A 23928-nucleotide genomic window follows, 5' to 3' on the forward strand; every position below is an offset into this window, starting at 1 on the left:
ACATCAATTAGCGCCGATAGTCAAGTGTATCGAAAGGTAAGCATGAAGCACCTTTCTTTTCAAAAAGGAGAACGAAGATGAGTATTTGTGACGAAGGCTATAATAAGGGCGAGATTGGATTTTCCGAGCGTATTGCAGCTTCCATTAACGAGCACGTACACGGCTTGGCGCGAGCTGTTTTGAATGCACGCGATTCCGTTATTCGCAACCGCAGATTTCACGCTACGGAAAGTGCACTTGATTCACTGCCCGAAGGTATTCGGCAAGATATTGGCTGGCCTGATCTGTACGAGCGTCAGGTGCAGGAATGCAATGAAATGAAACGCCGGCCAAATTAAATGCGAGGCCAATTCAAAAAAGGGAGCAGATAACGAACTATCTGCTCCCTTTAATATTAGTTACACCTGCGCTTTTGCGACACAGGGCCAAGCCCTTCCATTTAGAATAGTTCTATGGTTGTATCTGAAAAAAAGCTCTAAAGACCACGCCCGCCGCCGGAACATGCTGGTTCAGGTGCGACATGGCCTTAAAGCCAGATACGGGAACATAGGTCAACATGGATCAAGTCGGTCTCACCAAGCGCTCTTTCGTATTTTTTCTGGTTCCGAATTTCTCTATGATCGCATTTGCGACTGCGATTGAGCCTTTGCGTATTGCCAATCGCATGTTGGGATATGAGGCATATCGTTGGCGCCTCGCATCGGTGGATGCAAAGCCGGTAACAGCATCAAATGGCGTTGAATGCGCCGCCAATTCCTCGCTTGAAGATGAGCGGCGTTACTTGACCGGCGAAGACCGTCCATCAATGGTCTTTGTTTGCTCGGGCGTTCACGTTGAAAAGTTCCAGAACAAGTCCGTTTTTGCCTGGCTTCGCGAGGAATTCAACCGCGGCGTCGCGGTCGGTGGACTATGTACAGGTGCGCATATACTGGCTGCGGCTGGCCTGCTCTCAGGCAAGCGCTGTGCCATTCACTGGGAAAACCTGCCCGGCTTTGCGGAAGCCTTTCCTAAAGCTGATGTTTATGCCGATCTTTTTGAGGTCGATGGCAATATTTACACCTGTGCCGGGGGCACTGCTGCGCTCGACATGATGCTCAAACTTATTGGTGATGATTTTGGCGATAATATCGTCAACCGCGTTTGCGAGCAGGCTCTAACCGATCGAGTCCGCAGTCCGCATGACCGCCAACGTCTGCCTCTCCGTGCGCGGCTAGGTGTACAAAATTCAAAAGTGCTTACGATTATCGAGCTGATGGAAGCGCGACTTTCCGAGCCACTTTCATTGATAGAAATTGCCGATCATGTCGGCCTGTCTCGCCGCCAGATTGAACGCTTGTTCCGCCAGGAAATGGGGCGTTCCCCTGCTCGCTACTATCTGGAAATCCGGCTTGATCGTGCACGCCATCTGTTGATCCAATCGTCAATGCCCATTGTTGAAGTCGCGGTAGCTTGCGGATTTGTTTCTGCCTCACACTTTTCAAAATGCTATCGCGAACTATATGGGCGCTCGCCACAACAGGAGCGCGCTGATCGCAAGCAGCTTATGGCTGCCTAGTCAGGTTAGCGGGACTCCCAGTCCTGCATCCGCTTTTGCCATATTCGCTCTCCGGACAAACAGTCGTATTCCCGCTTGTTCTGTACAACCGAGATAGGAGGCATATCTGATGAGCGATAATCCACCTTGTGCACATCGAATGCACCTCCCGCTAATTCGAGGACAAGCTTGCGTCTTACCGCCTCAGGAAATTGATCCCACGAATTGACGGGAATCATGAATGCACCGGGCCCGCCAATGACACAGTTTGTGTAATAGACATCCAAATCCTCGACGGCCCAATCGGAGTAAAAATCGCCCCGGGTCATAAGGGGCAATCCATTTATCGTTACACCCTTTGCGGTCGCATCATTTCTGGCTTCAAGTACGGGGCGTCCATTATTGTTTGCACCATCTCCAGAAACATCGATGACACGGCGCAACCCTTTAAAACCGTTATCATCGAAAAGGGTGGCGCCAAAGTCGATGACGCCTGAGATAGACGTCCTGCTTTGTGTTGTTGGGATAGGCGCCGCAAGTAGGGATGCGAACTTTTCAGCAGATTCTGTACTGTCCACCACCATCCATGGAACGATGACCCGTTGCATTGTCGAGCCTGCCCATTCGACATAGGTAATCGCAACCTTGCCATGAACGCCCTCCTGAATGGCGCGAACCACGTCTCTTTGCCGAAAAGCCGCAACGTAACCATCTCTCTGAATTTTTTGCTCAAAACTTTGCATCGAGCGCGATGCGTCAACCGCAAGAACAAGCTCTACATCCACATCAATTTCGTTTGATTGTGAGCGCGCCAAGGAACTGGCCAAGAGCGCCGCCAGTATCAGAAAACCGCAAAGAGCTTTCTTTTGTGATGACATATGGAAAGTGTACCGCAAAATGAAATAACGCAAAGCGGGTTTGTACTTGTTCACGCGCAGTTGAATGAACACAAAAGAAAAATGGCGCCAAACGGCGCCACTTTTATTTTCCAACGAAGGTTATTAAGCCTTCAGTCGTTCATTTTCAGTGTCGAAAGGTGATTCCGGAATGACCGTGGCCTTGTGAGTCTTACCGAGAATCTTGATTTCGAGTTCTGTACCCAAAGCCGAATATTCCGGCTTTACCATTGCCAGCGCAAGACTTTTACCTAAGCGCCAGCCGTAAGTACCGTGAGTTGCACGTCCAACGAGTTCGCCTTTGGAGTAAATTGGTTCACTGCCCCTTGCGTCGACATCGGATACGCCAGGTACATGCACCTCCAAGGTAACGAAGTTCCATTTCAAGCCGTCTTCACGTGCCTTCACGACAGCGTCGCGACCAATAAAGTCACCCTTGTTCGGATGAACAAACCGGTCAAGTCCACTTTCAAAGGCATTATACTCAATGGATAGTTCGCGTGGGATCAGACGGTAGGACTTCTCAACGGCCATTGCAGTCATGGCGCGGATGCCAAATGGCTTGATGCCAAACTCTGCGCCGGCTTCAAGCAACATTTCGTATATGGCGCTCTGCTGTTCGATGGGGTGATGCAATTCCCATCCGAGCTCGCCGACGAAATTAACTCGGAGGGCATGAGCAGTCGCAGTGCCTACGCTTATTTCTTTACCGGACAGCCAAGGGAATGCTTCATTGGAAAGATCTGCACGTGTCAGCTTCTCAAGCACCTTGCGGCTGTTTGGTCCAGCAAGAACCAAAACCCCATAGGTCGACGTGATGGGACGTAGCGATACTGAGCCATCGGTCGGCAATAGCTTATAGAGATAATCATGATCGTGGTTCTCATATGCCCCGGCAGAGACCAAATAGAATTTGCCAGGCACCCACTCATAGACCGTGAACTCAGAGCGAACGCCACCCTGCTTCGTCAGAAGATGGCAAAGTGCGATGCGTCCCTGTTTTTTGGGGATGCGGTTCGCCAGAATTGAATCAAGCCATTGGCGTGCACCAGGACCCGACACTTCCATTTTAGCGAACGCCGACATATCGAGCAGGCCGACATTGCTGGTAACGTTCTTGATCTCGAGGCCAACATGTTCGAAGTAATTCGAACGGCGAAATGACCACAACTCCTTTACTTTGCCGTTTACCGGCTTGGGATGATTGTGATTCATCAGGACGTCCGGCTTGTCCAGCTTTGCGACGTCCAGTTCATATTCTATCGGTGCAAACCAGTTGGCGCGTTCCCAACCATAGACAGTCCCGAACACAGCACCCAATTCCTTCTGGCGCTCATATGTTGGCGAGCGCTTCAAGGGGCGCGCTGCACCGCGTTCTTCATCCGGATAATGAACCGAGAAGACTTCCGCATAGGCCTCTTCGTTCTTTTCTTTGAGGTAACCCTCAGTTGCGTAGGGTCCAAAGCGTCTTGGATCGACGCCCATCATGTCAATCGAGGGTTCGCCTTCCACAATCCATTCTGCCAACTGCCAGCCAGCGCCGCCAGCCGCAGTCACGCCAAAGGAATGACCTTCATTGAGCCAGAAATTTTTCAGGCGGGGCGCAGGTCCAATGATCGGCGAACCATCTGGCGTATAAGCAATAGCACCATTATAGACCTTCTTGATGCCAACTTCGCCAAAGGCGGGAACCCGCGCAATGGCTGTTTCAATGTAAGGCTCGAGCCTGTCCAAATCTTCCTGGAAAAGCTCGTATTCGCTGCCATCTGAAGGTCCATCGACATAGCAGACCGGAGCGCCGCGCTCATATGGCCCAAGCAAAAGCCCGCCATTTTCTTCGCGCATATACCAGGAACTATCGCTTTCGCGCAGAACGCCCATCTCCGGTAAGCCTTTTGCTTTGCGTTCAACGATAGCAGGATGAGGCTCTGTAACAATGTATTGGTGCTCGACCGGAATAACCGGCACGTCGAGCCCCACCATTTTGCCGGTCTTTCGAGCAAAATTACCGGTGGCGGACACAACGTGATCCGCGGTGATATCGCCTTTATCGGTCTTTACCAGCCATTTATCGGACGGCAACTGTTCGATGCCAAGCACAGTTGTATAACGATAGATCGTTGCACCGCGATCGCGTGCGCCTTTGGCAAGCGCCTGTGTCAGATCAGCCGGTTGAATATATCCATCTTCGGGATGCTGAATCGCACCTAAAATTCCGTCCATCTCCGCGAGAGGCCAAATTTCCTTTACCTGATCCGGTGTCAGTAGCTTCACCGGTACTCCGATCGTCTCAGCGACACCGGCATAATACATGTACTCGTCCCAGCGATCCTTGGTACGGGCAAGACGAATATTGCTGCAATTGGTAAAACCGACATTCATACCGGTTTCTTCCTGCAGCTCCTGATAGAATTTTACTGAGTACTTGTGGATTTGGCCTACTGAATAGCTCATGTTAAAAAGCGGAAGCAGGCCAGCCGCATGCCAAGTGGACCCGGAAGTCAGTTCTTTCCGTTCGATCAGGACAACGTCGCTCCAGCCTTTTTTGGCCAAGTGATAAAGTGTTGAAACACCCACCACACCTCCGCCGATAACGACAACACGCGCCTCAGTTTTCATTTCTAAACATCCTTTGGTATCGATCGAGGGGTTCGAACGGCATCTATGATTTTTTGCACTATGCCGTTCTGCGTGTCCATTGCTAAGGCCTGTTTGCGACATGCCCAAAACATGGCGCGACGCATAGTAAACACTGCCTGCCTTAACTAAAAAACTTGAAGATCAGCCATACAATTTAACGCAATATGGAGAACTGAAGGGTAGGGTCATAAGCTGTTAATCCCGGTGAAATGGTACAACGCTTTTTCGTTTGGACAAGATGAGCAAAGGCGAAGGGACCGTGATCCAATTTCAAGCCTTTGCGACAAAGCTGCCAGGCGAAACTGACGCGACCCTGATCATCAATTGTAAAAAGTGAACGAGCTGAAGCGAAAGCAAATGGTGGATTTGACAACGGGCAGGAAACAATCGGTTACGTGGTTTTTTTCGCCATTGAGTTTGCTGTTTCTAACTGCACTGGTTCTTTGCGTTCTACTGAGCTTACCGCTCATTATTCCCATCGGCCCGATGTACTGGGATACCTACATATATCTGGACGCAGCACAGCGGTTGAAGCTCGGACAAATTCCCGCCGTCGATTTTCAAGCCCCCGTCGGCGCTATGGAATATTATCAGTTTTATTGGTTGCAAACGCTTTTTCCCTCTGGGCAACCGACATTGCTGGCGCAATGGTCTGTCCTGATATCAGCAATGCCGCTGATGGCGGCAGTTATTGCCGTGGTAGATAAAGACAATCGCAAATTGGCGATGGCTATCCTAATACCTTTTCTGATTTTTGCGCTTTGTCCTATGAATACCCAAGCCTTTCATTCCTATCCAGGCGTGAGTGGGTTTGGCATCTACAATCGCCACACGTCTTTATTTCTCTACATCTTAACAAGCGCGCTTATATTTTTGCCGAGAGGTCGCACCTTAGCAATTATTGCGGCGCTGGCGATGCTTGCGCTTTTTTTCACGAAGATCACGGGATTTCTTGCGGGGGGAATGATTGGCCTTTTTGCCGTACTTACAGGCCGTTTCCTGCTACGCCATGTAATTCTGGCACTCGCGGTTTTCATGATTGTCTTAGCGGGACTTGAGCTCAATAACGGAATGGTCTCATCCTATATCGCAAACATCATTGCGCTGGTCAGTTTGAACGAAGGACTATTGATTTCACGTTTTCTGACGGTCTTTTCGAATAAACTCGACGTTATAATTGCTGCAGCCGGTCTGATCATCTTTTTGTTTTGGCTTGATTGGCGCGGCCATTCCCAAACAACAATGTCGCAGAAAAGCAGGTCTTTTCTCGACCGGGATTGGCTATGGGTCAGCGTCTTAATGGTTGCAGGGACATTCCTTGAGACGCAAAACACGGGCAGCCAGGAGTTTATCTTCCTTTGGCCGGTTTTGCTGGCGATAATTTACAAGTCGACGGCATTTGACGAAAAAAAACGGCTAATCATCTTTTGCCTTATCGCTTTCACTGCCATTCCCACGATAACGAAGGTCATCCACGGCACTTTGCGTTTTGTCGCCGTTGCCCCCAATTATATCCCTGCCCCAGTATCCGAATTAAAAACAATGGGACTGGTTTCGACGCGTGCAGATATAATGGACCGAGCTCTACTGCTGGAAGACCATTATACGCAAAACATGAAGTCCTATCAGCAGCTGGCTGATGAAGGGCAATTGCCCAGCTGGCGGTTCTATGCCGAGCTTGACTATCAGATGTACTGGCTTTTATCGGTCGACCATGTGGTGAAAGCCATCAAGCAATTTGAGACTACAAACAATATACGTCTCAATAGCTTGATGAACCTTGATTTCACTGATCCATTTCCCTGGATACTGAATCGAGATGCCACGCGGCATATTCAAATTGGTGCAGATCCATTCCGCACAGTCGGGACGCTCACGCCTTTGGCAGAAGCTTCTGTGCGCGCCACAGACGGTGTGCTGCGGCCGACTTGCCCGACAACAACAGCGCGGCGTCATCTACAAGACATCTACGCCAAAGCGCTGGACGATCGGACAATCATCAAACTCAACGAGTGTTGGGATCTCTTGCTCAGATCAGGAATGAGGTTACCAACCCAATAGAAAAAGCCGGACAAAGCCGGCTTCCCTAAAAGAATTATCGCGGCGGCTATTTCACTTGGGCTTTCACGAAATCCTTCACAATCCGCACAATCCCACGCGAAAGAACCTCATCCAGTGCGTTGATGAATTCATCGACATGTTCGCGCTCACAGATCAATGGAGGTTCCAGTCGGACAACATTGCGATTGTACTCGGTGAAGGCAACCAGCACGCCATGGTCGCGAAGTAAATGACTTCCGATAAAGCCAGGAAGCGAACCTTTAAGCTTATCATCGAGTACGGCCAATACCGGACGCAACACCATGGGAACGGTTTTGGAGAAGTCATGGAACTCCAGGCCAACCATAAGGCCCTTGCCGCGCACATCCTTGATCATAGCTGGATGCTTTGCTTTCAACTCTTCAAGCTTACTCAGGAGATAAGCGCCCGTCGCTGCTGAATTGGAGATCAGATTATCATCGTAGAGAATATTTATCGCTTCGATCGAAGTTACGCATGCTTCCCCGATACCTCCGAAAGTGGCCATGGCATGGATCATAGCGGTCTTCGGCGTGCCATAGGCTTTCATATAGACATCGCGCCGGGCGATCATCGCCCCGACCGCCGCCTTGCCTCCACCCAGCGACTTGGCCAATGCGGTGACATCCGGAACCACGCCGGCATGTTCAAAAGCATAGAATTTGCCGGATCGGCCAAAACCACACTGAACTTCGTCGGCAACCCAAAGTACGCCATATTGATCGCAAAGCGCCCGTAGTTTTTGCCAATATTCGTTCGGAGCCTGAATAATGCCGCCGCCGCCCTGAATCGTCTCCAGAACAATGACGCCAATCTCCGGATCCGACTTGAAAGCATTTTCTACGGCATTGATATCGCCGAAGGGCACGCGGATCGTATTGTCAACCAGCTTGAATTCGCCACGGTAAAGCGAACCGTCCGTAATAGACAGAACGCCCTTGGTCTTGCCGTGAAACGAGTTTTCGGCATAAACAATCTTGGGTTTCTTTGGGCCAGCCGCACGCTCGGCAACCTTGATGGCCGCTTCCATCGCTTCAGAGCCAGACGAGCCCAGAAATACCATATCCAGATCGCCGGGCGAACATGCTGCCAGATTATGAGCGAGCGCGCTGGCATATTGCGACATGAAGGCGATAGCAATTTCCTGCCGCTTCTCATCTTGAAATTTTTTGCGTGCTTCCACGATCTTCGGGTGGTTGTGACCGAATGCAAGCGATCCGAATCCTCCGAAAAAATCGAGGATCGCTCGCCCGTTCTGATCGTAATAATACATCCCCTCAGCCCGTTCGATCTTGATCTTGTGAAAGCCAAGCAACTTCATGAAGTGAAGTTGTCCCGGATTGAGATGCTTTGTGAAGATTTCTGTCATGCGTGGCAAAGTCATTGCCTTGGCATCATCGACTGACAACAGGTTCGGCCGGATAACCGACGTATCGGCTTTTGTCATTTCTTGAACGTTACTCATCGCCATTCCCCGTTAATGCGCTGCCATTGGCGCTTTGCCTTCTTTGACCAGCCGGTACTCTTTATAGGCCGCAATCAGCATGTCTTCGTCCCGATGCTTTGGAATCCAACCCAATTGTCTTTCCGCCTTCGAAACATCAAGCACGCACATTTCATCAGCGATCAGATATTGCTCGGGATCCATGATGGGCATGTTGATCATGTCGAAAAAATCCAGCGTGCGTTTCACCGCCCAAGCCGGTGTCGGCACAAGCAATGATTTAGAATCAGCGAACCTCACAAGATCGCCCAGAAGCTTGCGAACCGGTGGCGGGTTGAGTGAACCAAGATTATAAGCTTCGTTTGGAACACCTGCCTTCCAACCTGCATAGGCCGCATCCGCGCAATCAAACACGGAAATGAACTGATAAGGGTTTTTGCCAGAACCGATCATTGGGATAGGCAGATTGTAATCCACCAGCTTGAAGAGCTTTTCCAGGATACCAAGCCGCCCGGGACCGATAATCAAGCGGGGCCGAAACAAGGAGATGTTCATCCCACGCTTGCGCCACTCGGTCGCCAGTTCCTCTGTCTTCCACTTTGACAATCCGTATTCACCAAGTGGAGCAGCCGGATGTTCCTCGGTTTGTGGCCAAACATATGTATGGCCGTAAATCATATCCGTCGTGTAGTGCACCAGCTTGTTGGCGCCAGCCTTATCCAAAGCCTTGATGATATTTTCGGTCCCGTAATAGTTTACAGGGAAAAAGAAATCATGTCGCTTTGCCCTGACCTGTAACGGCGACAGCATTTTCGCTGACAGGTTGTACACCATGTCATCAGCTTTAATTCCGACGTTGGCAATTGCACTGGTGTCTGTGACATCGCATTGCACGAACTGGACGTCGCCGTAATGTGGCAGGCTGCTCTTAACGATATCGGCGACAAGCACCTCTTCGCCTTCTGCCGCAAGCTTTGGTGCGAGATGCCGCCCGACAAACCCGTCACCACCAAAAATAATATGTCTCATGCCTCGGTTCCACTTATGATGGTGTGTTTAGCGTTGACGATTTCTCAGCATCCAGTGCCGATCCGCTCTCGTGCCCGCCTTGTGCGATAAGGATTGTGCCCACCATAATGAATGCAATTCCCGCAAGCTTGTATGCTCCAAGCTCTTCCTTGAACAGCGCCCAGGCGATGACCGCCACGACGACGTAAGCAAGGCTTAGAAATGGATAAGCGTAGGAAAGATCAACCTTTGAAAGCACAAAGAGATGGGACGCCATGGAAATGACAAACATGAAAAGCCCGGCAAATACCCACGGATTGAATACAATCTGAAAGACGCGTTGGATAATCGTGTCGGCACTGAAGCTGATTGGTCCCAAGCTTATCATTCCATATTTTAGCAGGACCTGGGCAGCCGCGTTTGTCATCACCGTAAACAGAATGAACGGGATATACTTAGTCATTGAAATGTCCCCTTATGTCCCCCGATCGATAACAATCCTGTCTTGAGAACACACCAAGCACATTGTTAAAGTTTGATGCTTTCATCACATTGCTCCAGCCAAGGCAGTTCGTTGCCAAAAGTTCGAATTGATTTCTGGGTCCCGCTCCTGATCAAGTTCCTTCCAGCGCGGAAAGCCGGCTTTGAAAACCGCAGCGCTCATCCGTTGATCCTTATAAGGATTGACCCGCCCCCCACTGGCAATTGTCATCCGGTCAAGTTCAGCCAGCAAGCCAAGCGTGCGGCGACCGCGATTGGGGAAATCCACGGTGAGAGTGTAGCCCGCTTGAGGAAAGGAAAGGATTCCAGGAGATTGAATATCACCGAACCTTTTCAGCACCGTGAGAAAAGAGCTTTGCCCGGCATCGCGCGTGGCTTTTAGCATGTTTGGTATTACGGATGGTGCCGCGGCTTCAGGAATGACACTTTGATGTTGAAAGAGACCGGCTTTGCCGTACAGCCTGTTCCAATTTAAAACCTGATCAAGCGGATAAAAGAAGTTTTGATAGCCGCTCAAATGTGACTTCTGTTGGCGGCCCTTCAGATTATAATAAGCGGCGTTGAACAGCTTTAGGCTGGGGTAATTCAACGCGGAAATCGGGAGGTCGAATGGTACATTCAACCGGCCGGGTTTTGTACTCACCGCGAAATTGCCATTGTCAGCATGATTACCACTTATGAGGACGCCTCTCCCAGCATCAGCACCAGATGCCAGCTGATCAACCCAGGCTACAGAATATTCATTGTCCGCATCGGCCTGAACGGCAAGGCTGAAATATTCTCCCAAACTCCTAAAGGGACGGATACGCTCAAGGACATCCAGAGACCCGACCTTCATAAGCTGAACCGTCGCAGCAAGAATGACGCCGGTCAGACCCAGACCACCGATTGTGGCGTCGAAAAGCCGGGAATTCGTTTCGGGCGCGCATGTGATCGTGGAACCATCTGACCTGAGAAGCTCAAAGCGCTCAACATGACAGCCAAATGTTCCACGCCGGTGATGATTTTTGCCGTGGACGTCGTTGGCTATCGCACCGCCCAATGTTACAAAGCGCGTGCCCGGCGTAACCGGCAGGAAATAACCGTGCTTTGCTCCGATGGTTATGATGCTGGAAAGCGTTATTCCGGCTTGCGCCGTCAGACGACCAGTGTTGGCGTCAAACTCAATGAGTTGATCGCTGCCACGCATATCGATCAGCGTTCCTTGATCATTATGGCAGGAGTCGCCGTAAGACTTTCCATTGCCAAACGCCAGAAAACCGCCCGGGTCATAACGCTGGTTTTCAAAAAGCTCTCGAGCTTGCTCAAGCGGAATAGCCACACGTTGACGTCTGTCGATCAACCCAAAACTGTTATAATTTCCAGTCACGAGCGCATACCGCCATAAAGAAGGAGAGCAGCTCCAATAGCTATTACGACCTGGCTGCGCCAATCCGATATGATAAACACAACCGGGTCGTCATGCATTTCACCTCTATATGCCAATATCCAGATGCGAATGTTGAGGTAGAGTACGATTGGGCACAGCGGCCAGATCATCCATGGATAAGCGTAAAGACTTACGACGGCGTCACTGTCCACATACAGCGCCAGAACGAGGGCCGCAGCGAATGCCGAAGCGATTCCGCATTGAGCAATAACTTCACGATCAGCGCGCCGGTATCCCCTGCCCGCAATGCGATTATTTTCCTCAACGACAGAATTTTTTAGTTCCACATATCGCTTCACCAGTGCCAGCGACAAAAAGAAGAATGATGAAAATGCCAACAACCAGAACGAGCCTTCAGTCTGATTGGCCGCTGCACCCGCAAGAATACGCAAAGTATATAGCCCTGCGAGGGTAAAAACATCCACCAGCAACATTCGTTTTATTGAGATTGAATAGGCCGTGGTCGTGATCAGATAACCTGCTAGCACGGCACCAAAAGTCCAGTGCAGTTGCGATGCGAGCAGACCCGCTATCAGGAGAAGCGACGCAGCAACAACAAGGCCGAAACGAATAGAAAAAGCACCGCTGGCGAAAGCACGGTTCTTCTTGCGGGCATGCTGTCGGTCAAGCGGAAGATCGAACAAGTCATTGATAATGTAGATTGCCGAGGCTGCAGCGGAAAACGCAAAGAACGCAAAGATGGAATTTACGATTACCTGCCATTCCATCAACATATGGTCTAAAATGGCCGGAACAAATATCAGCGTGTTCTTCATCCATTGGTGGACCCGAAGCATCTTCAGGAATATTTTGAAGTTGGTTTTGGGTGCTTCGAAGAGCCGGGTAGAATGCGTTTGTTGCCATTTGCGTGCTGCCCGATCCGGGGCGACCACGATGACCTCGCTCGCTGCATCGAACACCGGCAGGTCAGCACGACTGTTTCCGGCATAAGCGAACTTCACATTATCGTAGGTTTCCAACAGAAACGCTGCTTTGTGTGCCGTCAGGTTGCGGTTTTCATCGGTCGCATAAACTGCATCGAATATCCCAAGATGCCCAGCGATACTGTCTGCGAAGCTGCGTGCCGAACCGGTGGCGAGCACCAGTCTGCGCCCTTGATCGCGTTCCTGCCTCAGATATTCAACAAACTCAGATCGATAAGGCAATGTTGAGGGATCAATAGTAACGCACTGCGATATCTGATGTTTTAGATTTGCTTTCCCTTTGAGTAACCAAACCGGCAAAAGAAAAATGTAGAGCATATTTTTCTTCAGTAACTGAAACACACTTTCCCAAAGAAGATCGGTCGCTATCAGCGTGCCATCAAGGTCTACGACCAAGTCCAAAACTTTGTTACTCGAAGGAGAATCTATCACGACAAATCCCTGGAGTCCTGCACGTGCGGGACATTTACATTATTCATTGGTGCAGTGCTTACCGTAAAAGATAAAATGAACAATGAACTTATCTAGCAGGGGCGAGTTCTTCGGGGAAAGTAATAGCGACAGTAAATCAACAATTAAAAAAACCGGCTGAAGGACTCAGCCGGCCTATAAAATAGTTATCTGATTTATAGAATCTACTTGATGGTGGCTTTGCCGCCTTTGATCTCGACGGTTTCACCGCCGGTCAATGCCTCACGGTCGCCATTGGAAAATGTAACAAAGCAACCATTGCTGCAAAAATCGACAGTCTCGCCAGCTCCCACCTGAAGCTCGGTCTTGCTCGAACCTTCCGTGACAACAATTGTCTGAGCAGATGAATCGCCATTTGTGATACTGGCGGCAAAAGCCGACCCGGCAGAGATGGCACTCATAAGAATAGCAATAGCAACCTTGTTCATATCCATTCCAGTGTTACCACCGTCCCTGTTACCAAGAGTCAAACTTACTCTTTCACAAACAGTTATAGCGGCAACAAACTGAACGGCAACTGAACACTCCGTTATTTTGCCTTCATTCTGCCAAGGTCTAAACAGGTTTGGGTTTCGGCTTCTTGCCCTCAGACGTGATCTCGGCCTTGATCCTGCTGGTCAATGCTTCAATCAGAACATCTGCCTCTTCCAAATTGAGCTTCACGTCCCGTGCCGGGTAGGGAATTTCTATCCCCTCCTCGGCAAAACGATCAATCATCGCGAACCGGATATCGTTCTGAACGGTGCCGGAGTTTGACAGATCGGCAAGATGAACGCGCAGTTCAAAATCCATCGTAGAAGATGTTAATGCCTTGAAGGCTACGAACGGTTCGGGGTTTTTGAGCACGAGAGGTTGTGCCCGTGCGATTTCCATCAACACATCATAAACGCGTTTAGGGTCCGACTTGTAGGAAACGCCAACCGAAATTTCGACACGGCCCAATTTGTTGCGATGGGTCCAGTTGCCGACATTGCCGTTAATAAACGAAGAGTTTGGGATAATTATTGACTGGCGCTGGAAGGTTTCCACCTCGGTTGCGCGCACGCTGATCTTCTTCACAATACCGCCAACGCCGGCCGTTTCGATCCAGTCTCCTACTTTGAACGGACGCTCGGCCAGAAGGATAAGACCGGAAACGAAGTTGGACACGATCGCCTGCATACCAAAACCGATACCCAGTGATAGACCACCAGCAACCAGAGCGAGACTTGATAGATTGATACCAGCGGCTGAAATACCAATTACACCTGCTATACCCAGGCCCAGATAACCAACTGCGGTGCGGATGGAATTGCGGACGCCGGAATCGAGCTTGCCACGCGCCATGACTTTTGTATCGAGCCATCCCTGAAACCAACGCGTGAAGGCATAGAACATTGCAAACAGCAAAATGCCTATGGCAATCGCCACAAGCGAGATGTTGACTGATCCGATCTGAAAGCCAGTGGCGACATTGAGGAACCAGGCCGTCATTTCGCTCCACTGGAAGCCCCACAACAGCAATATAACCGGTATGCCCAACAGAAGGACAAACACATAAATAACAATACTGGCTGCAAGCCCAAGCTGGTCCAGCGTTGTTTCATCCATACCAAAACGGGTTTGAATAGCCCTACCAAACACTGTGCTTGATAGAGCATTTTCGTCTGACACGGCCCGAGCGGTCAGAAAGCCGAGATACATTGTAACAACGACTGCACCATTTATAACGACTTGCTGCGAAACAAAACGCGCAAGCCCGATATAACCAAGCAGGGCAGCAACAACCGGCAATAATGCGATAATGTATAGAGAGTAGCTTATGGTCTTAGGCCATGGCTTGACCTTACCCGTTTCCTGATCTTCCAGCGGTTTTAGCAAGGCGATCGAAAAGATGAGAAGACCAACCAATATTGTGGCAAAGAGGCTTTTGGCCACTGTCAGTGACAAAGGCGATGTTGCGATCTGGTTAATTGTGTCCGCCAGATAATCCAAGCCCGTGATGGTGGCGGTTGCCGTAATGAGAACCATCAATATGCGACCGGGCCGAGGAGCAACCCGCACAAGCCGCCAATTGGGCGCGCCCGGACAGATAACCGCCTGGGCCAAGGCGTGAACAAAATAGACGATCCCGATAACGCTGAATAAAGTGTAGAAAAGAGAAGCAATATCTTCTCTGAGGACATTGAAATAGTCGAGAAAGAAATAGGTGGTGGCAAGGAAAACCACAACGGTTAGCGAGCGCATAAGGGTTGACCAGAATGCCACTGCCAACCGGCTAAGATATGAGGGAGCCTCAACCGTTGCATCGCGCAAATAAAGATGACCCAAGACTCGCTGCCCGCCAATCAACAGCACCAATGCTGTTACGGCAGCCATTGCTGCCGCCGCCAGCATGGATTGCCATTTGAATGCGATAACAAAGCGCCACCATGATGATATGCGCTGGTTCATCGTTTGCAGTTCGCGGCCGTAAGCTTCCGCCACTTCGCTCCCCAGCGAATAATTTATATCGACGCGTTGAGACAGTGTGTTCGCAAACAGCTCCCGCCTGGCATCGCTGATAGCATCAACCATTTTGTTAACGGCGATCAACTGATCCTCGGTTTCTCCAAGAACAGCATTGATTTCCGCTTTTTCAGTTGTCAGTCTTGTCCGCTCGTCAGTGACAATCTGCGCCTCGGCCGGTTGCCCTTGTGCGGGAGGCTGACCCAATTGTTCCAAACGCGAGTTGATTTCAGTCAATCGAGGACGAAATGATACGCCGATCTCGAGAAGCTTTTTTGCCGTCGCTTCCAAGTCAAGACGTAGATCGGCCAGTGCAGCATCTGCATCTGCTTTGTCCTTGAACTTCTGCTGATAACCGGAGATCTGCTTTTTTAGATCATCGATGAGGGGACGCTGTTCGGCAACAATGCCAGAACTAACAGCGGCGACTGGCTGCTCAGCAGTCTGGGCCCACGTCGAATGTGTTTGTAAGGCGACGGCTAGAAGCATTGCGAAGGCGAGAATAATTTGCCGAAATGAAGAAATCACAGGTTCAAATCCATGCAGGGGGAGTTTCATTGTCGACTTGCCCCCTCTTCTCGGCACAATCAAGGCGTGATCAAGAAAAACGGGGTCGGTTCCATGACAGTCATCGCCGCTATACTGACGATTGTACCCGGCTGACAATAGCATATTGTTAAAACCGCGGTTCGCGTCTTTGCAAAAGCCTACATATCCTGTCTTCTGTTTGTACGCGATTCACGCCACCATCATAATAATAACTCCAGCGATTCGCTTATCGGACAATGAAACAATGATTATCAAATGCCCCTATTGTGGTCCGCGCGACGTTATTGAGTTTACCTATCAGGGCGACGCGACCCGCAAGAGGCCTGATCCAAGTTCGACAGACCAGAACCTATGGAATGCTTATATTTACGATCGTTCCAATCCCGCAAAATCCCATTGCGAATTCTGGCTGCATACGGGCGGTTGCCGTCAGCATCTGGTCGTTACCCGCGATATGTCGACCCATTCGATTTCATCGGTTGGCTTTGCTCGCGACAGTAAACACGCGGGAGACCAGTGATGACAAGTTCGCGACTTCTAAATGGCGGGCAGATTGAGCGCGCTAAATCCGTTGGATTTACATTCGACGGCAGGGCCTATAGCGGCCATCCAGGTGACACACTCGCTTCGGCATTGCTTGCCAATGGCATCACGCTTTTTGGACGCTCTTTCAAATATCATCGTCCGCGCGGCTTACTTGCAGCAGGCAGTGATGAACCTAATGCGCTGGTCACAATCATTTCAGGCGATGTTCGCGAGCCGAATGTGCGAGCCACCGAGCTGGAAATTTTTGATGGCCTTGCCGTTCAAAGCCAGAACCGTTTTCCGTCGCTTGAACATGATCTGATGGCCGTCAACCAGCTGGCAGGCTCGCTTCTCTCAGCAGGTTTCTACTATAAAACCTTTATGGGCCCGGCGATTGGCCCGTTGAAAAGCACTCGCTTCTGGATGTTTTGCGAACGGTTTATCCGGCGCGCGGCGGGGCTTGGAAAAGCAGGCATCGCCGCTGATCCAGACCGCTACGAGCGAATGAATGCATTTTGCGATGTGCTTGTAGTAGGGAGCGGTCCCGCAGGCCTTATCGCCGCTGAAGCCGCAGCCGCAACCGGAGCACGGGTTATTATTGCCGAAGAGCGACCTGTCGCTGGTGGCTCTCTATTAGCTTCCGGCGAAATCATTGACGGACGTAATCCGGCAGTTTGGGCACGCGAAAAAGCCGAGGCCCTTGCAAATCTCCCGAACGTTCGCTTTCTGACCCGCACCTCTGTCTGGGGATATTATGACGGAAACGTTTTAACAGCTGTCCAGCGCGTTTCTGATCACAAGCCAAACCGAACCAAGGGACAACCGCGCCAACGTCATTGGGTAATTCGCGCGGGTAAAACCATTCTCGCAACAGGCGCGTTCGAACGTCCAATCGTTTTCCCCGGCAATGATTGTCCCGGAGTCATGCTGGCCGACGCTGTACGCCGCTTTGCTGTCGAGTATGGCGTGGCGGCGGGAAAGAACGTTGCCTTCTTCACCAATAATGACAGCGCTTATGATGCAGCGCGAACATTGTCACTGGCTGGCATTGCAGTAACCACTATTGTCGACGTCCGTCCCGACGTATCTGGCGCTTGCAGGGATATTGCCAATATTCTCGGTGCTGAATTGCTGCTCGGATCGGCCGTCACCGGCACCCATGCTGGAAAATCCTTAAGCGCTATAACTGTCCAGCATTTCAATATGACGACAGGACGGATATCTGGTGCTCCACGGGAGATAAAAACTGACTGTCTGGGTGTATCCGGTGGGTGGTCGCCGGTCATTCACCTTGCTAGCCAAGCCGGTGGAAAACCCGAGTGGGATGAGGATTTACAAGCTTTCCTCGCGCCAGAACCCAACCAGAACTGGGTCGTCACCGGGTCAGCTGCTGGCTACATGGATACAATCAGCGTTCTTTCAGATGCGGCCACCAAGGGCTCGGCCAGAAGCAGACTTGTTCTGCCGAGTGTGGAGGCACCCATGCTGGATAGTTCTCCTGCACCCGTCTTTGAGATCGAACCAGCCGGAAAATCGCAGAAAGCTTTTGTCGATTTTCAGCATGACGTAACCGCAAGTGATATTCGCCTCGCCTATCGCGAAGGTTTTCATTCGGTCGAGCATCTCAAACGCTATACCACTCTTGGCATGGCAACAGATCAGGGCAAGACTTCAAATGTGCCCGGCCTTGCCATCATGGCCGACATTCGCGGCATCTCAATTCCTGATGCTGGCACTACGAGATTTCGTGCGCCATTTACGCCTGTGTCCATGGGCGCCATCGCTGGAGAGCGTTATGGTGATCTGCGCCCTCATCGGCTGACTCCAATGCATGATTGGCACATCTCGAATGGCGCCAAGACCTACGAAGCCGGCCTTTGGCATCGTCCCATGATCTATGGTAGCCACGGCGAAACCATTGAGCAGGCATATACGCGCGAAGCCCGCGCCGTGCGTGAGGGCGTTGGCATTGTCGATGTATCTACATTGGGCAAGATCGATATTCAGGGGCCCGACGCGGCGGAATTTCTCGACCGTGTTTATACCAATATGTTCTCGACGCTTCCTGTCGGAAAGGCGCGCTACGGTCTCATGCTGCGTGAGGATGGTATCGTTTTTGATGACGGCACCACATGGCGTCTTGGCGAAACCCAATTTTTGATGACAACCACGACGGCCAATGCCGGCCCGGTCATGCAACATCTGGAATATTATCTCGACTGCGTATGGCCGGAACTACGTGTCCATCTCACATCCGTAACCGACGTTTGGGCTGGAGCCGCTATTTCAGGCCCCAAATCGCGTTCCGTGCTCGAAACATGCGTTACCGGAACCAAAGTGGACAATACGGCCTTGCCATTTATGGGTATTGTTCATGGTCGCATTGCCGATATTCCGGTGATGATCTGCCGTCTGTCGTTCTCTGGGGAACTGGCTTACGAAGTCTATTCTGGCGCTGGGCATGGAACGCGTATTTGGGAGGCGCTTATAGCTGCGGGTAAACAATTCGACATTGTCCCCTATGGATTGGAAGCACTTGGAACATTGCGTATCGAAAAGGGTCACGTGACGGGCGCGGAGATCGATGGGCGAACCACAGCACATGATCTTCATCTTGGCTGGATGCTCTCAAAGAAAAAAACCTATATTGGCTCGGCCATGATTAATCGACCCGGCCTGAAAGACGAGCATCGTTTATCACTTGTCGGTCTTATTTCGCTCGATAATCAATCAATCAACGGGGGTAGTCACATTGTGTCAGATAAGACACCCCGCGAACCCGCCGACAGCTTCGGTCACGTAACGGCTGCGTGTTATTCGCCGGCATTGGGCAAATACATCGCATTAGCACTGGTCAAACATGGAACATCGATGATCGGAAAACGAGCCTTCGCTACCGATCTCCTGCGCGACAAGCACGGCGCGGTCGAGATCGTGAGCCACCACATGTTCGACAAGGATGGGAGCCGGATGCATGGTTGATCTTCAATCACCGCTTGGGGTCACGTTTATCCCGGGAGATCATGGCAATGCTGCTGGCGGCGTTGGCATAACATTGCATGAGCGGACCAACATTTCTCTCATTCAGGTGACCGCCTGGAACAACACCATTCCAACGGTTTTAACGGCAATTGGCAGTGCGACCGGTGTTATCGTTCAAAATAAGCCCGGGCATGGCTGGGTTGCTGGCGAAAAATCTGTTTTTGGTTTTGCGCCAGGACGTTTCATGGTTACGGGAGCAACTCCAGATCTCGAGCAGCGCTTGCGCGCTGCCATTTCGACCGATCTTGGAACAATCGTTGCGTTAACGCATGGGCGTACGGTTATTCGTATAAGCGGATCGCGCGTGGAATGGGTGCTAGCCAAGCTGTTTGCACTGGATTTCTCCGAACATGCTTTTCCTGTCGGAACCGGCCGGGCAACATTACATCACGACATTCATACTCTGATCCAACGTATAGACGAAAATAGTTTTGATCTTTACGTTTTCCGCTCTTTTGCGCGTTCCTTCTGGTTAACCCTTGGGCACGCAGCCGAAGAGGTCGGCTATCGTGTGGAATAGTCTTATTTGAATGCAAAGACATCTTCGTCGGGGTGACCATCTCCGCTTATCAGCCCGCGGATGACCTGTGATGCAACCATGGAAAATGTGATGCCGTTACCGCCATATCCGAGAACTGCATAGCATCGATCCATTCCGGGAATTGCGCCAATAAAGGGCAATCCGGTAGTGCTTGAGCCAAAACTTCCTGTCCAAGCGTAATCGGCTTCGGCTATTGATTTGGGGAACATCTTTTTGAGTTTAGTCAATAGAGTATGAGTTTTGGATGAGAGCTTGGCATCACGTTTTCTCTCGTCTTCGAATTCCTCATCTTCACCCCCAACTATAATTCGTCCGTCCTGCGTCGTCCGCATGTAAAGATAGGGATCGGAAGCCTCCCAAATGAGGCAGCGTTCTGGCCATAGCCTTTCAGGTTGCGGCACAGTCGCAAGTGCCCATGTCGAAATAATACGGTGTCCTTTTTTTGGTATGTGCGCGGGTAGTTCATAGCCGGTCGCTGATACAAGATATTTGCAGCGGATTTTCCGACCTTCAACGGTTGTCGCCAGAACATCGCGCGATCTTGGCTCAACATTTGCCACTTCAACAGGAGCATAAATGTGAGCTCCCCTATCAATTGCCTTTTTCAAGTAGCCAAGGGCAAGCTTACGGGGGTTAGCCTCGATATTATCAAAGCTCATAAGTGCTGCCTCACGGTCTATTCCAAATCTTGTCTGAAGGTCAGCTTGGGAGAGGAATGTCGTCTCAATACCTGCTCGCTGGCGGGCAAGAAATTCCCGATGCAGCCCCTTCGCATCCAGCACATCACCAGCGATGTAAAGCGAATCCCTATTCTTCATTTCACACGAAATGCCCAAATTTCGAGTTCGCTCTCGCATCGCATCGACCGCCAGTTTCGAGCATCGCCATGCGCGTTCGGCGTTGTTTAGGCCGATGCGCTTTGCCAATTTATGCAACGGCATATCAATCTCGAATTGTAACAAGGCTGTGCTCGCCGGTGTCGAACCCATCACTGGTTTGCGACGATCGAAAATTGCCACACTATAGCCAGCCTCCGTAAGATTCTCGGCTATAAGTGCACCGCTTATCCCCGCACCGATAACGGCGATATCGATACTGATATCATCCATTAAAGCATCAAATTTCACGCCTGTTGCGGGTTTACCCAACCAGATTGGCTGGCCGGTTCTCAAACGCCGATGCTGTGTTGTCATGAAAATTCCCGAACGATGCAGTGCTCGTTCGAAACGTCCGACACCAAGCTTCGTTCCTAGGTCAACGTGCTTTTGGATGCTTTTCCTGTTACGTAGACTTCTGCAACACTTCTGTCGTCACCCATCGTTTGCAACAACATCAGCTCTTCGACCAACGTCTCGATCGTCTCCATCCGCACGCGCATGGCGGATGTGGCGCGTGCGTCAAGAACAACGCAATCAGCCTCCACACCAGGTTTGAATGATCCGATAACACCGTCCAAAGATAAAGCACGAGCGTTGCCAAGCGTCGCCTGATAGAAGGATCTGAGCGGATGATACCGCTGCCCTTGGATGTTTAGTATCTTATAGCCCTCATCCATTGTGCGTAGCATCGAATAGGATGTACCTCCTCCAACGTCCGTGGCGAGTGCATTCCGGACATTTGATTTTTTCAATCGGCCAAGATCGAAAAGCCCGCTACCAATAAAGAGATTTGAGGTTGGACAGAAGACTGCAACTGATTTGCTATTGGCGATGGCACCAATCTCGGCATCGGTCAGGTGAATGCAGTGACCAAGCAATGTCTTGGGACCAAGCAACCCGTAATGTTCGTAAACATTGGTATAATCACGGCTCCAGGGGAAGAGTTCTGCAACGAAAGCGATCTCAGCCATATTTTCGCACAGATGCGTCTGCACGTGCAGTTGAGGAAATTCACGCACCAGCGCGCCACTCATCTCGAGCTGTTCGGGTGTCGATGTCGGTGCGAACCGTGGCGTTATAACGTAAAGCTGACGACCCTTTCCATGCCACTCATTGATCAGAGCCTTGGTCTCGTCATAACCCGACTGCGGCGTATCCAGCAGACCTGATGGCGCATTGCGATCCATCATCACCTTGCCCGCGACCATACGCATATTGCGCTTATGCGCCTCAGTAAAGAAGGCTTGGACGGACGCTTTATGCACAGAACAATAGGCGGCGGCAGTCGTCGTCCCATGCCGGATTAGCTCATCAAAAAAAGCGGAGGCTATTCGTTCCGGATGTCCTTGATTTGCAAATTTTTGCTCCTCGACAAAGGTATATTTATCGAGCCATTCTAATAATGCCCCGGCATAGGATCCTATCACCTGCATCTGGGGATAATGAATATGGCAATCAATAAAACCTGGCACGATAAGATGCGGGTGATGGTCTACGACTTCGACATTTCGTCCCTCGCCTGCCCGCAAAGCTGAATAGTCGTCCAGTGCAACTATTTTGCCATTTCGTATCAGCAGACCACCGTCTTCTATATATGCGTACGTATCCGTGCTGGCTTCGCCTTCCAAAGGTTCGTCGTGGAAAGTCAGGACCCGTCCGCGGAGCAATATTTCAGTCATTTGCCGGTTTTCTCAATGTTCCATCACGATACCACGCAACGATTTGCGCACGTTCATCATCGGTTATCCGGGTCAGATTACCGGGAGGCATTGCATGACTCACCCCGGCCTGAATGTAAATCTCGTTGGCATGGGTCGCGATCAGTTCGGCTGTGTCGAGGCGGACGCCCTTTGGGGGCAGCGTAATACCTTCCCAAGACGGCTCTGCGGCATGGCACATTGAACAACGTCCCATGACAGTATCCCGCACGTGCTCGAAATTACGTGCTGCAAGAAATGGTTGAGCAGCGCGAGAAACCTTTTCCCCTCCAGTCAGCACTTTGGGCACAGTCGACAGCCAGATGACAATTATGAAAAGAATGGTTGTTGCAAGCCACGTCCAATGCGGATTGCCCTTTCCCGCATGTTTGGAATTGAAATAGTGCCTGATAAGAACACCCATGATGAAGATCAGCGCGGCAATAACCCAATTAAACTGCGTGGAATGCGCAAGGGGGTAGTGATTGGACAGCATCAGGAAAATGACTGGGAGCGTCAGATAATTATTGTGTGTTGATCGCTGTTTTGCTTGTTTCCCAAGCTTTGGATCAGGTGTCTTTCCAGCGATGAGATCAGCAACAACGATTTTCTGATTAGGGATAATCAACAGGAAAACATTGCCTGACATAATTGTCGCGGTGAAAGCGCCGAGATGCAGAAAAGCAGCCCGTCCGGTAAAGAGATGCGTGTAACCCCAAGCCATAAAAACGATCACCCCATAAAGAACGATCATCAGTGCGGTATCGTTGGAGGCAAGCGGAGAACGGCACAGCAGATCATAAATCAGCCAGCCGATAAAAAGCGAAACAAGGGATATTAAAATCGCGACGGGCGTCGACACATCCAAGACATTGGGATCTATCAAATAAAGATCGGCACCCGCATAATAAACGATGCAAAGCAATGTAAATCCGGAGAGCCAAGTGGCATAGGATTCCCATTTGAACCAGATCAGATGCTCAGGCATATTGGGCGGCGCGACCATGTACTTTTGAATGTGATAGAAGCCACCGCCATGGACCTGCCACTCTTCACCATTTACCCCTTGGGGCAGATTGACGTGGCGTCGCAGACCAAGATCAAGAGCAATGAAATAGAATGACGACCCTATCCACGCAATGGCTGTGATCACATGTAGCCAACGGGCAGCAAAACTGAGCCATTCCCAGAAAATCAGATAATCCATCGACACCCCACACGTCCCATACCGCGCTACAATGCGGTCGTTCGCGAGCCGATGCA

Annotated in this window: 18 protein-coding genes; 6 read left to right on the forward strand and 12 right to left on the reverse strand. The window is 50.7% G+C overall.

The window, feature by feature from the left end:
- Positions 1–77 precede the first annotated feature (77 nt).
- Together QFZ34_RS22925 and QFZ34_RS22930 are read left to right on the forward strand one after the other, a co-directional pair.
- Entirely contained in the window at positions 78–338 is a 261-nt protein-coding gene (locus QFZ34_RS22925) for a hypothetical protein (protein WP_115052645.1), read from the forward strand.
- Between the two features lie 218 nt (positions 339–556).
- Positions 557–1555 (forward strand): GlxA family transcriptional regulator, encoded by a 999-nt coding sequence (locus tag QFZ34_RS22930; RefSeq protein WP_115052644.1) that lies wholly within the window; start codon positions 557–559, stop codon positions 1553–1555.
- A gap of 5 nt (positions 1556–1560) precedes the next feature.
- On the opposite strand, the gene QFZ34_RS22935 is transcribed toward QFZ34_RS22930, so the two are convergent.
- Positions 1561–2412 carry a DUF1194 domain-containing protein gene (locus QFZ34_RS22935; RefSeq protein ID WP_115053258.1) on the reverse strand — a complete coding sequence of 284 codons (852 nt, stop codon included), beginning with the start codon at positions 2410–2412 and terminating at the stop codon, positions 1561–1563.
- Positions 2413–2535: 123 nt separating this feature from the next.
- A complete protein-coding gene (locus tag QFZ34_RS22940; protein ID WP_307285992.1) occupies positions 2536–5049 on the reverse strand; it encodes a GcvT family protein in 2514 nt (837 codons plus the stop codon).
- A 378-nt stretch (positions 5050–5427) separates the two neighbouring features.
- On the opposite strand from QFZ34_RS22940, the gene QFZ34_RS22945 reads away from it, so the two are divergent.
- The gene (locus QFZ34_RS22945; RefSeq protein WP_307286622.1) at positions 5428–7131 is read left to right on the forward strand and encodes a hypothetical protein; all 1704 of its coding nucleotides are present in this window, start codon (positions 5428–5430) and stop codon (positions 7129–7131) included.
- 46 nt (positions 7132–7177) lie between these two features.
- Here QFZ34_RS22945 and QFZ34_RS22950 read toward each other — a convergent pair whose 3' ends face one another.
- The 7 genes from QFZ34_RS22950 to QFZ34_RS22980 form a co-directional block, all read right to left on the reverse strand.
- Positions 7178–8614, reverse strand: coding sequence for an aspartate aminotransferase family protein (locus tag QFZ34_RS22950; RefSeq protein ID WP_307285995.1), 1437 nt, complete (start codon positions 8612–8614; stop codon positions 7178–7180).
- Between the two features lie 12 nt (positions 8615–8626).
- On the reverse strand, positions 8627–9622 hold the full coding sequence (locus QFZ34_RS22955) for an NAD-dependent epimerase/dehydratase family protein (RefSeq protein WP_307285998.1): 996 nt from the start codon (positions 9620–9622) through the stop codon (positions 8627–8629).
- A 13-nt stretch (positions 9623–9635) separates the two neighbouring features.
- Positions 9636–10064: an EamA family transporter gene (locus QFZ34_RS22960; protein WP_115052641.1), complete on the reverse strand. Its 429-nt coding sequence runs from the start codon at positions 10062–10064 to the stop codon at positions 9636–9638.
- 84 nt (positions 10065–10148) lie between these two features.
- Positions 10149–11471, reverse strand: a complete 1323-nt coding sequence (locus QFZ34_RS22965) for an FAD-binding oxidoreductase (RefSeq protein WP_307286002.1) — start codon at positions 11469–11471, stop codon at positions 10149–10151.
- Entirely contained in the window at positions 11468–12904 is a 1437-nt protein-coding gene (locus QFZ34_RS22970; RefSeq protein ID WP_370878871.1) for a UbiA family prenyltransferase, read from the reverse strand. Before QFZ34_RS22970 ends, QFZ34_RS22965 begins: the two co-directional genes overlap by 4 nt.
- 206 nt (positions 12905–13110) lie before the next feature.
- On the reverse strand, positions 13111–13374 hold the full coding sequence (locus QFZ34_RS22975) for a hypothetical protein (RefSeq protein WP_115052638.1): 264 nt from the start codon (positions 13372–13374) through the stop codon (positions 13111–13113).
- A 127-nt stretch (positions 13375–13501) separates the two neighbouring features.
- Entirely contained in the window at positions 13502–15991 is a 2490-nt protein-coding gene (locus QFZ34_RS22980; RefSeq protein WP_307286008.1) for a mechanosensitive ion channel family protein, read from the reverse strand.
- Between the two features lie 235 nt (positions 15992–16226).
- On the opposite strand from QFZ34_RS22980, the gene QFZ34_RS22985 reads away from it, so the two are divergent.
- The 3 genes from QFZ34_RS22985 to QFZ34_RS22995 are packed head-to-tail and all read left to right on the forward strand — an operon-like array spanning position 16227 to position 20069.
- The gene (locus QFZ34_RS22985) at positions 16227–16502 is read left to right on the forward strand and encodes a sarcosine oxidase subunit delta (RefSeq protein WP_307286011.1); all 276 of its coding nucleotides are present in this window, start codon (positions 16227–16229) and stop codon (positions 16500–16502) included.
- Positions 16502–19489, forward strand: coding sequence for a sarcosine oxidase subunit alpha family protein (locus QFZ34_RS22990; RefSeq protein WP_307286013.1), 2988 nt, complete (start codon positions 16502–16504; stop codon positions 19487–19489). Before QFZ34_RS22985 ends, QFZ34_RS22990 begins: the two co-directional genes overlap by 1 nt.
- Positions 19482–20069: a sarcosine oxidase subunit gamma gene (locus QFZ34_RS22995; protein ID WP_307286016.1), complete on the forward strand. Its 588-nt coding sequence runs from the start codon at positions 19482–19484 to the stop codon at positions 20067–20069. Before QFZ34_RS22990 ends, QFZ34_RS22995 begins: the two co-directional genes overlap by 8 nt.
- 2 nt (positions 20070–20071) lie before the next feature.
- On the opposite strand, the gene QFZ34_RS23000 is transcribed toward QFZ34_RS22995, so the two are convergent.
- From QFZ34_RS23000 to QFZ34_RS23010, 3 genes are read right to left on the reverse strand one after another with little or no spacing between them, the layout of a single operon-like run.
- The gene (locus QFZ34_RS23000; protein ID WP_307286020.1) at positions 20072–21283 is read right to left on the reverse strand and encodes an NAD(P)/FAD-dependent oxidoreductase; all 1212 of its coding nucleotides are present in this window, start codon (positions 21281–21283) and stop codon (positions 20072–20074) included.
- Positions 21284–21339: 56 nt separating this feature from the next.
- The gene (guaD, locus tag QFZ34_RS23005; protein WP_307286024.1) at positions 21340–22647 is read right to left on the reverse strand and encodes a guanine deaminase; all 1308 of its coding nucleotides are present in this window, start codon (positions 22645–22647) and stop codon (positions 21340–21342) included.
- Positions 22640–23872 (reverse strand): urate hydroxylase PuuD, encoded by a 1233-nt coding sequence (locus QFZ34_RS23010; RefSeq protein WP_307286026.1) that lies wholly within the window; start codon positions 23870–23872, stop codon positions 22640–22642. Before QFZ34_RS23010 ends, guaD begins: the two co-directional genes overlap by 8 nt.
- Positions 23873–23928: the final 56 nt, after the last annotated feature.

It is taken from the genome of Phyllobacterium ifriqiyense, from assembly GCF_030817885.1.
GTDB lineage: Bacteria > Pseudomonadota > Alphaproteobacteria > Rhizobiales > Rhizobiaceae > Phyllobacterium > Phyllobacterium ifriqiyense.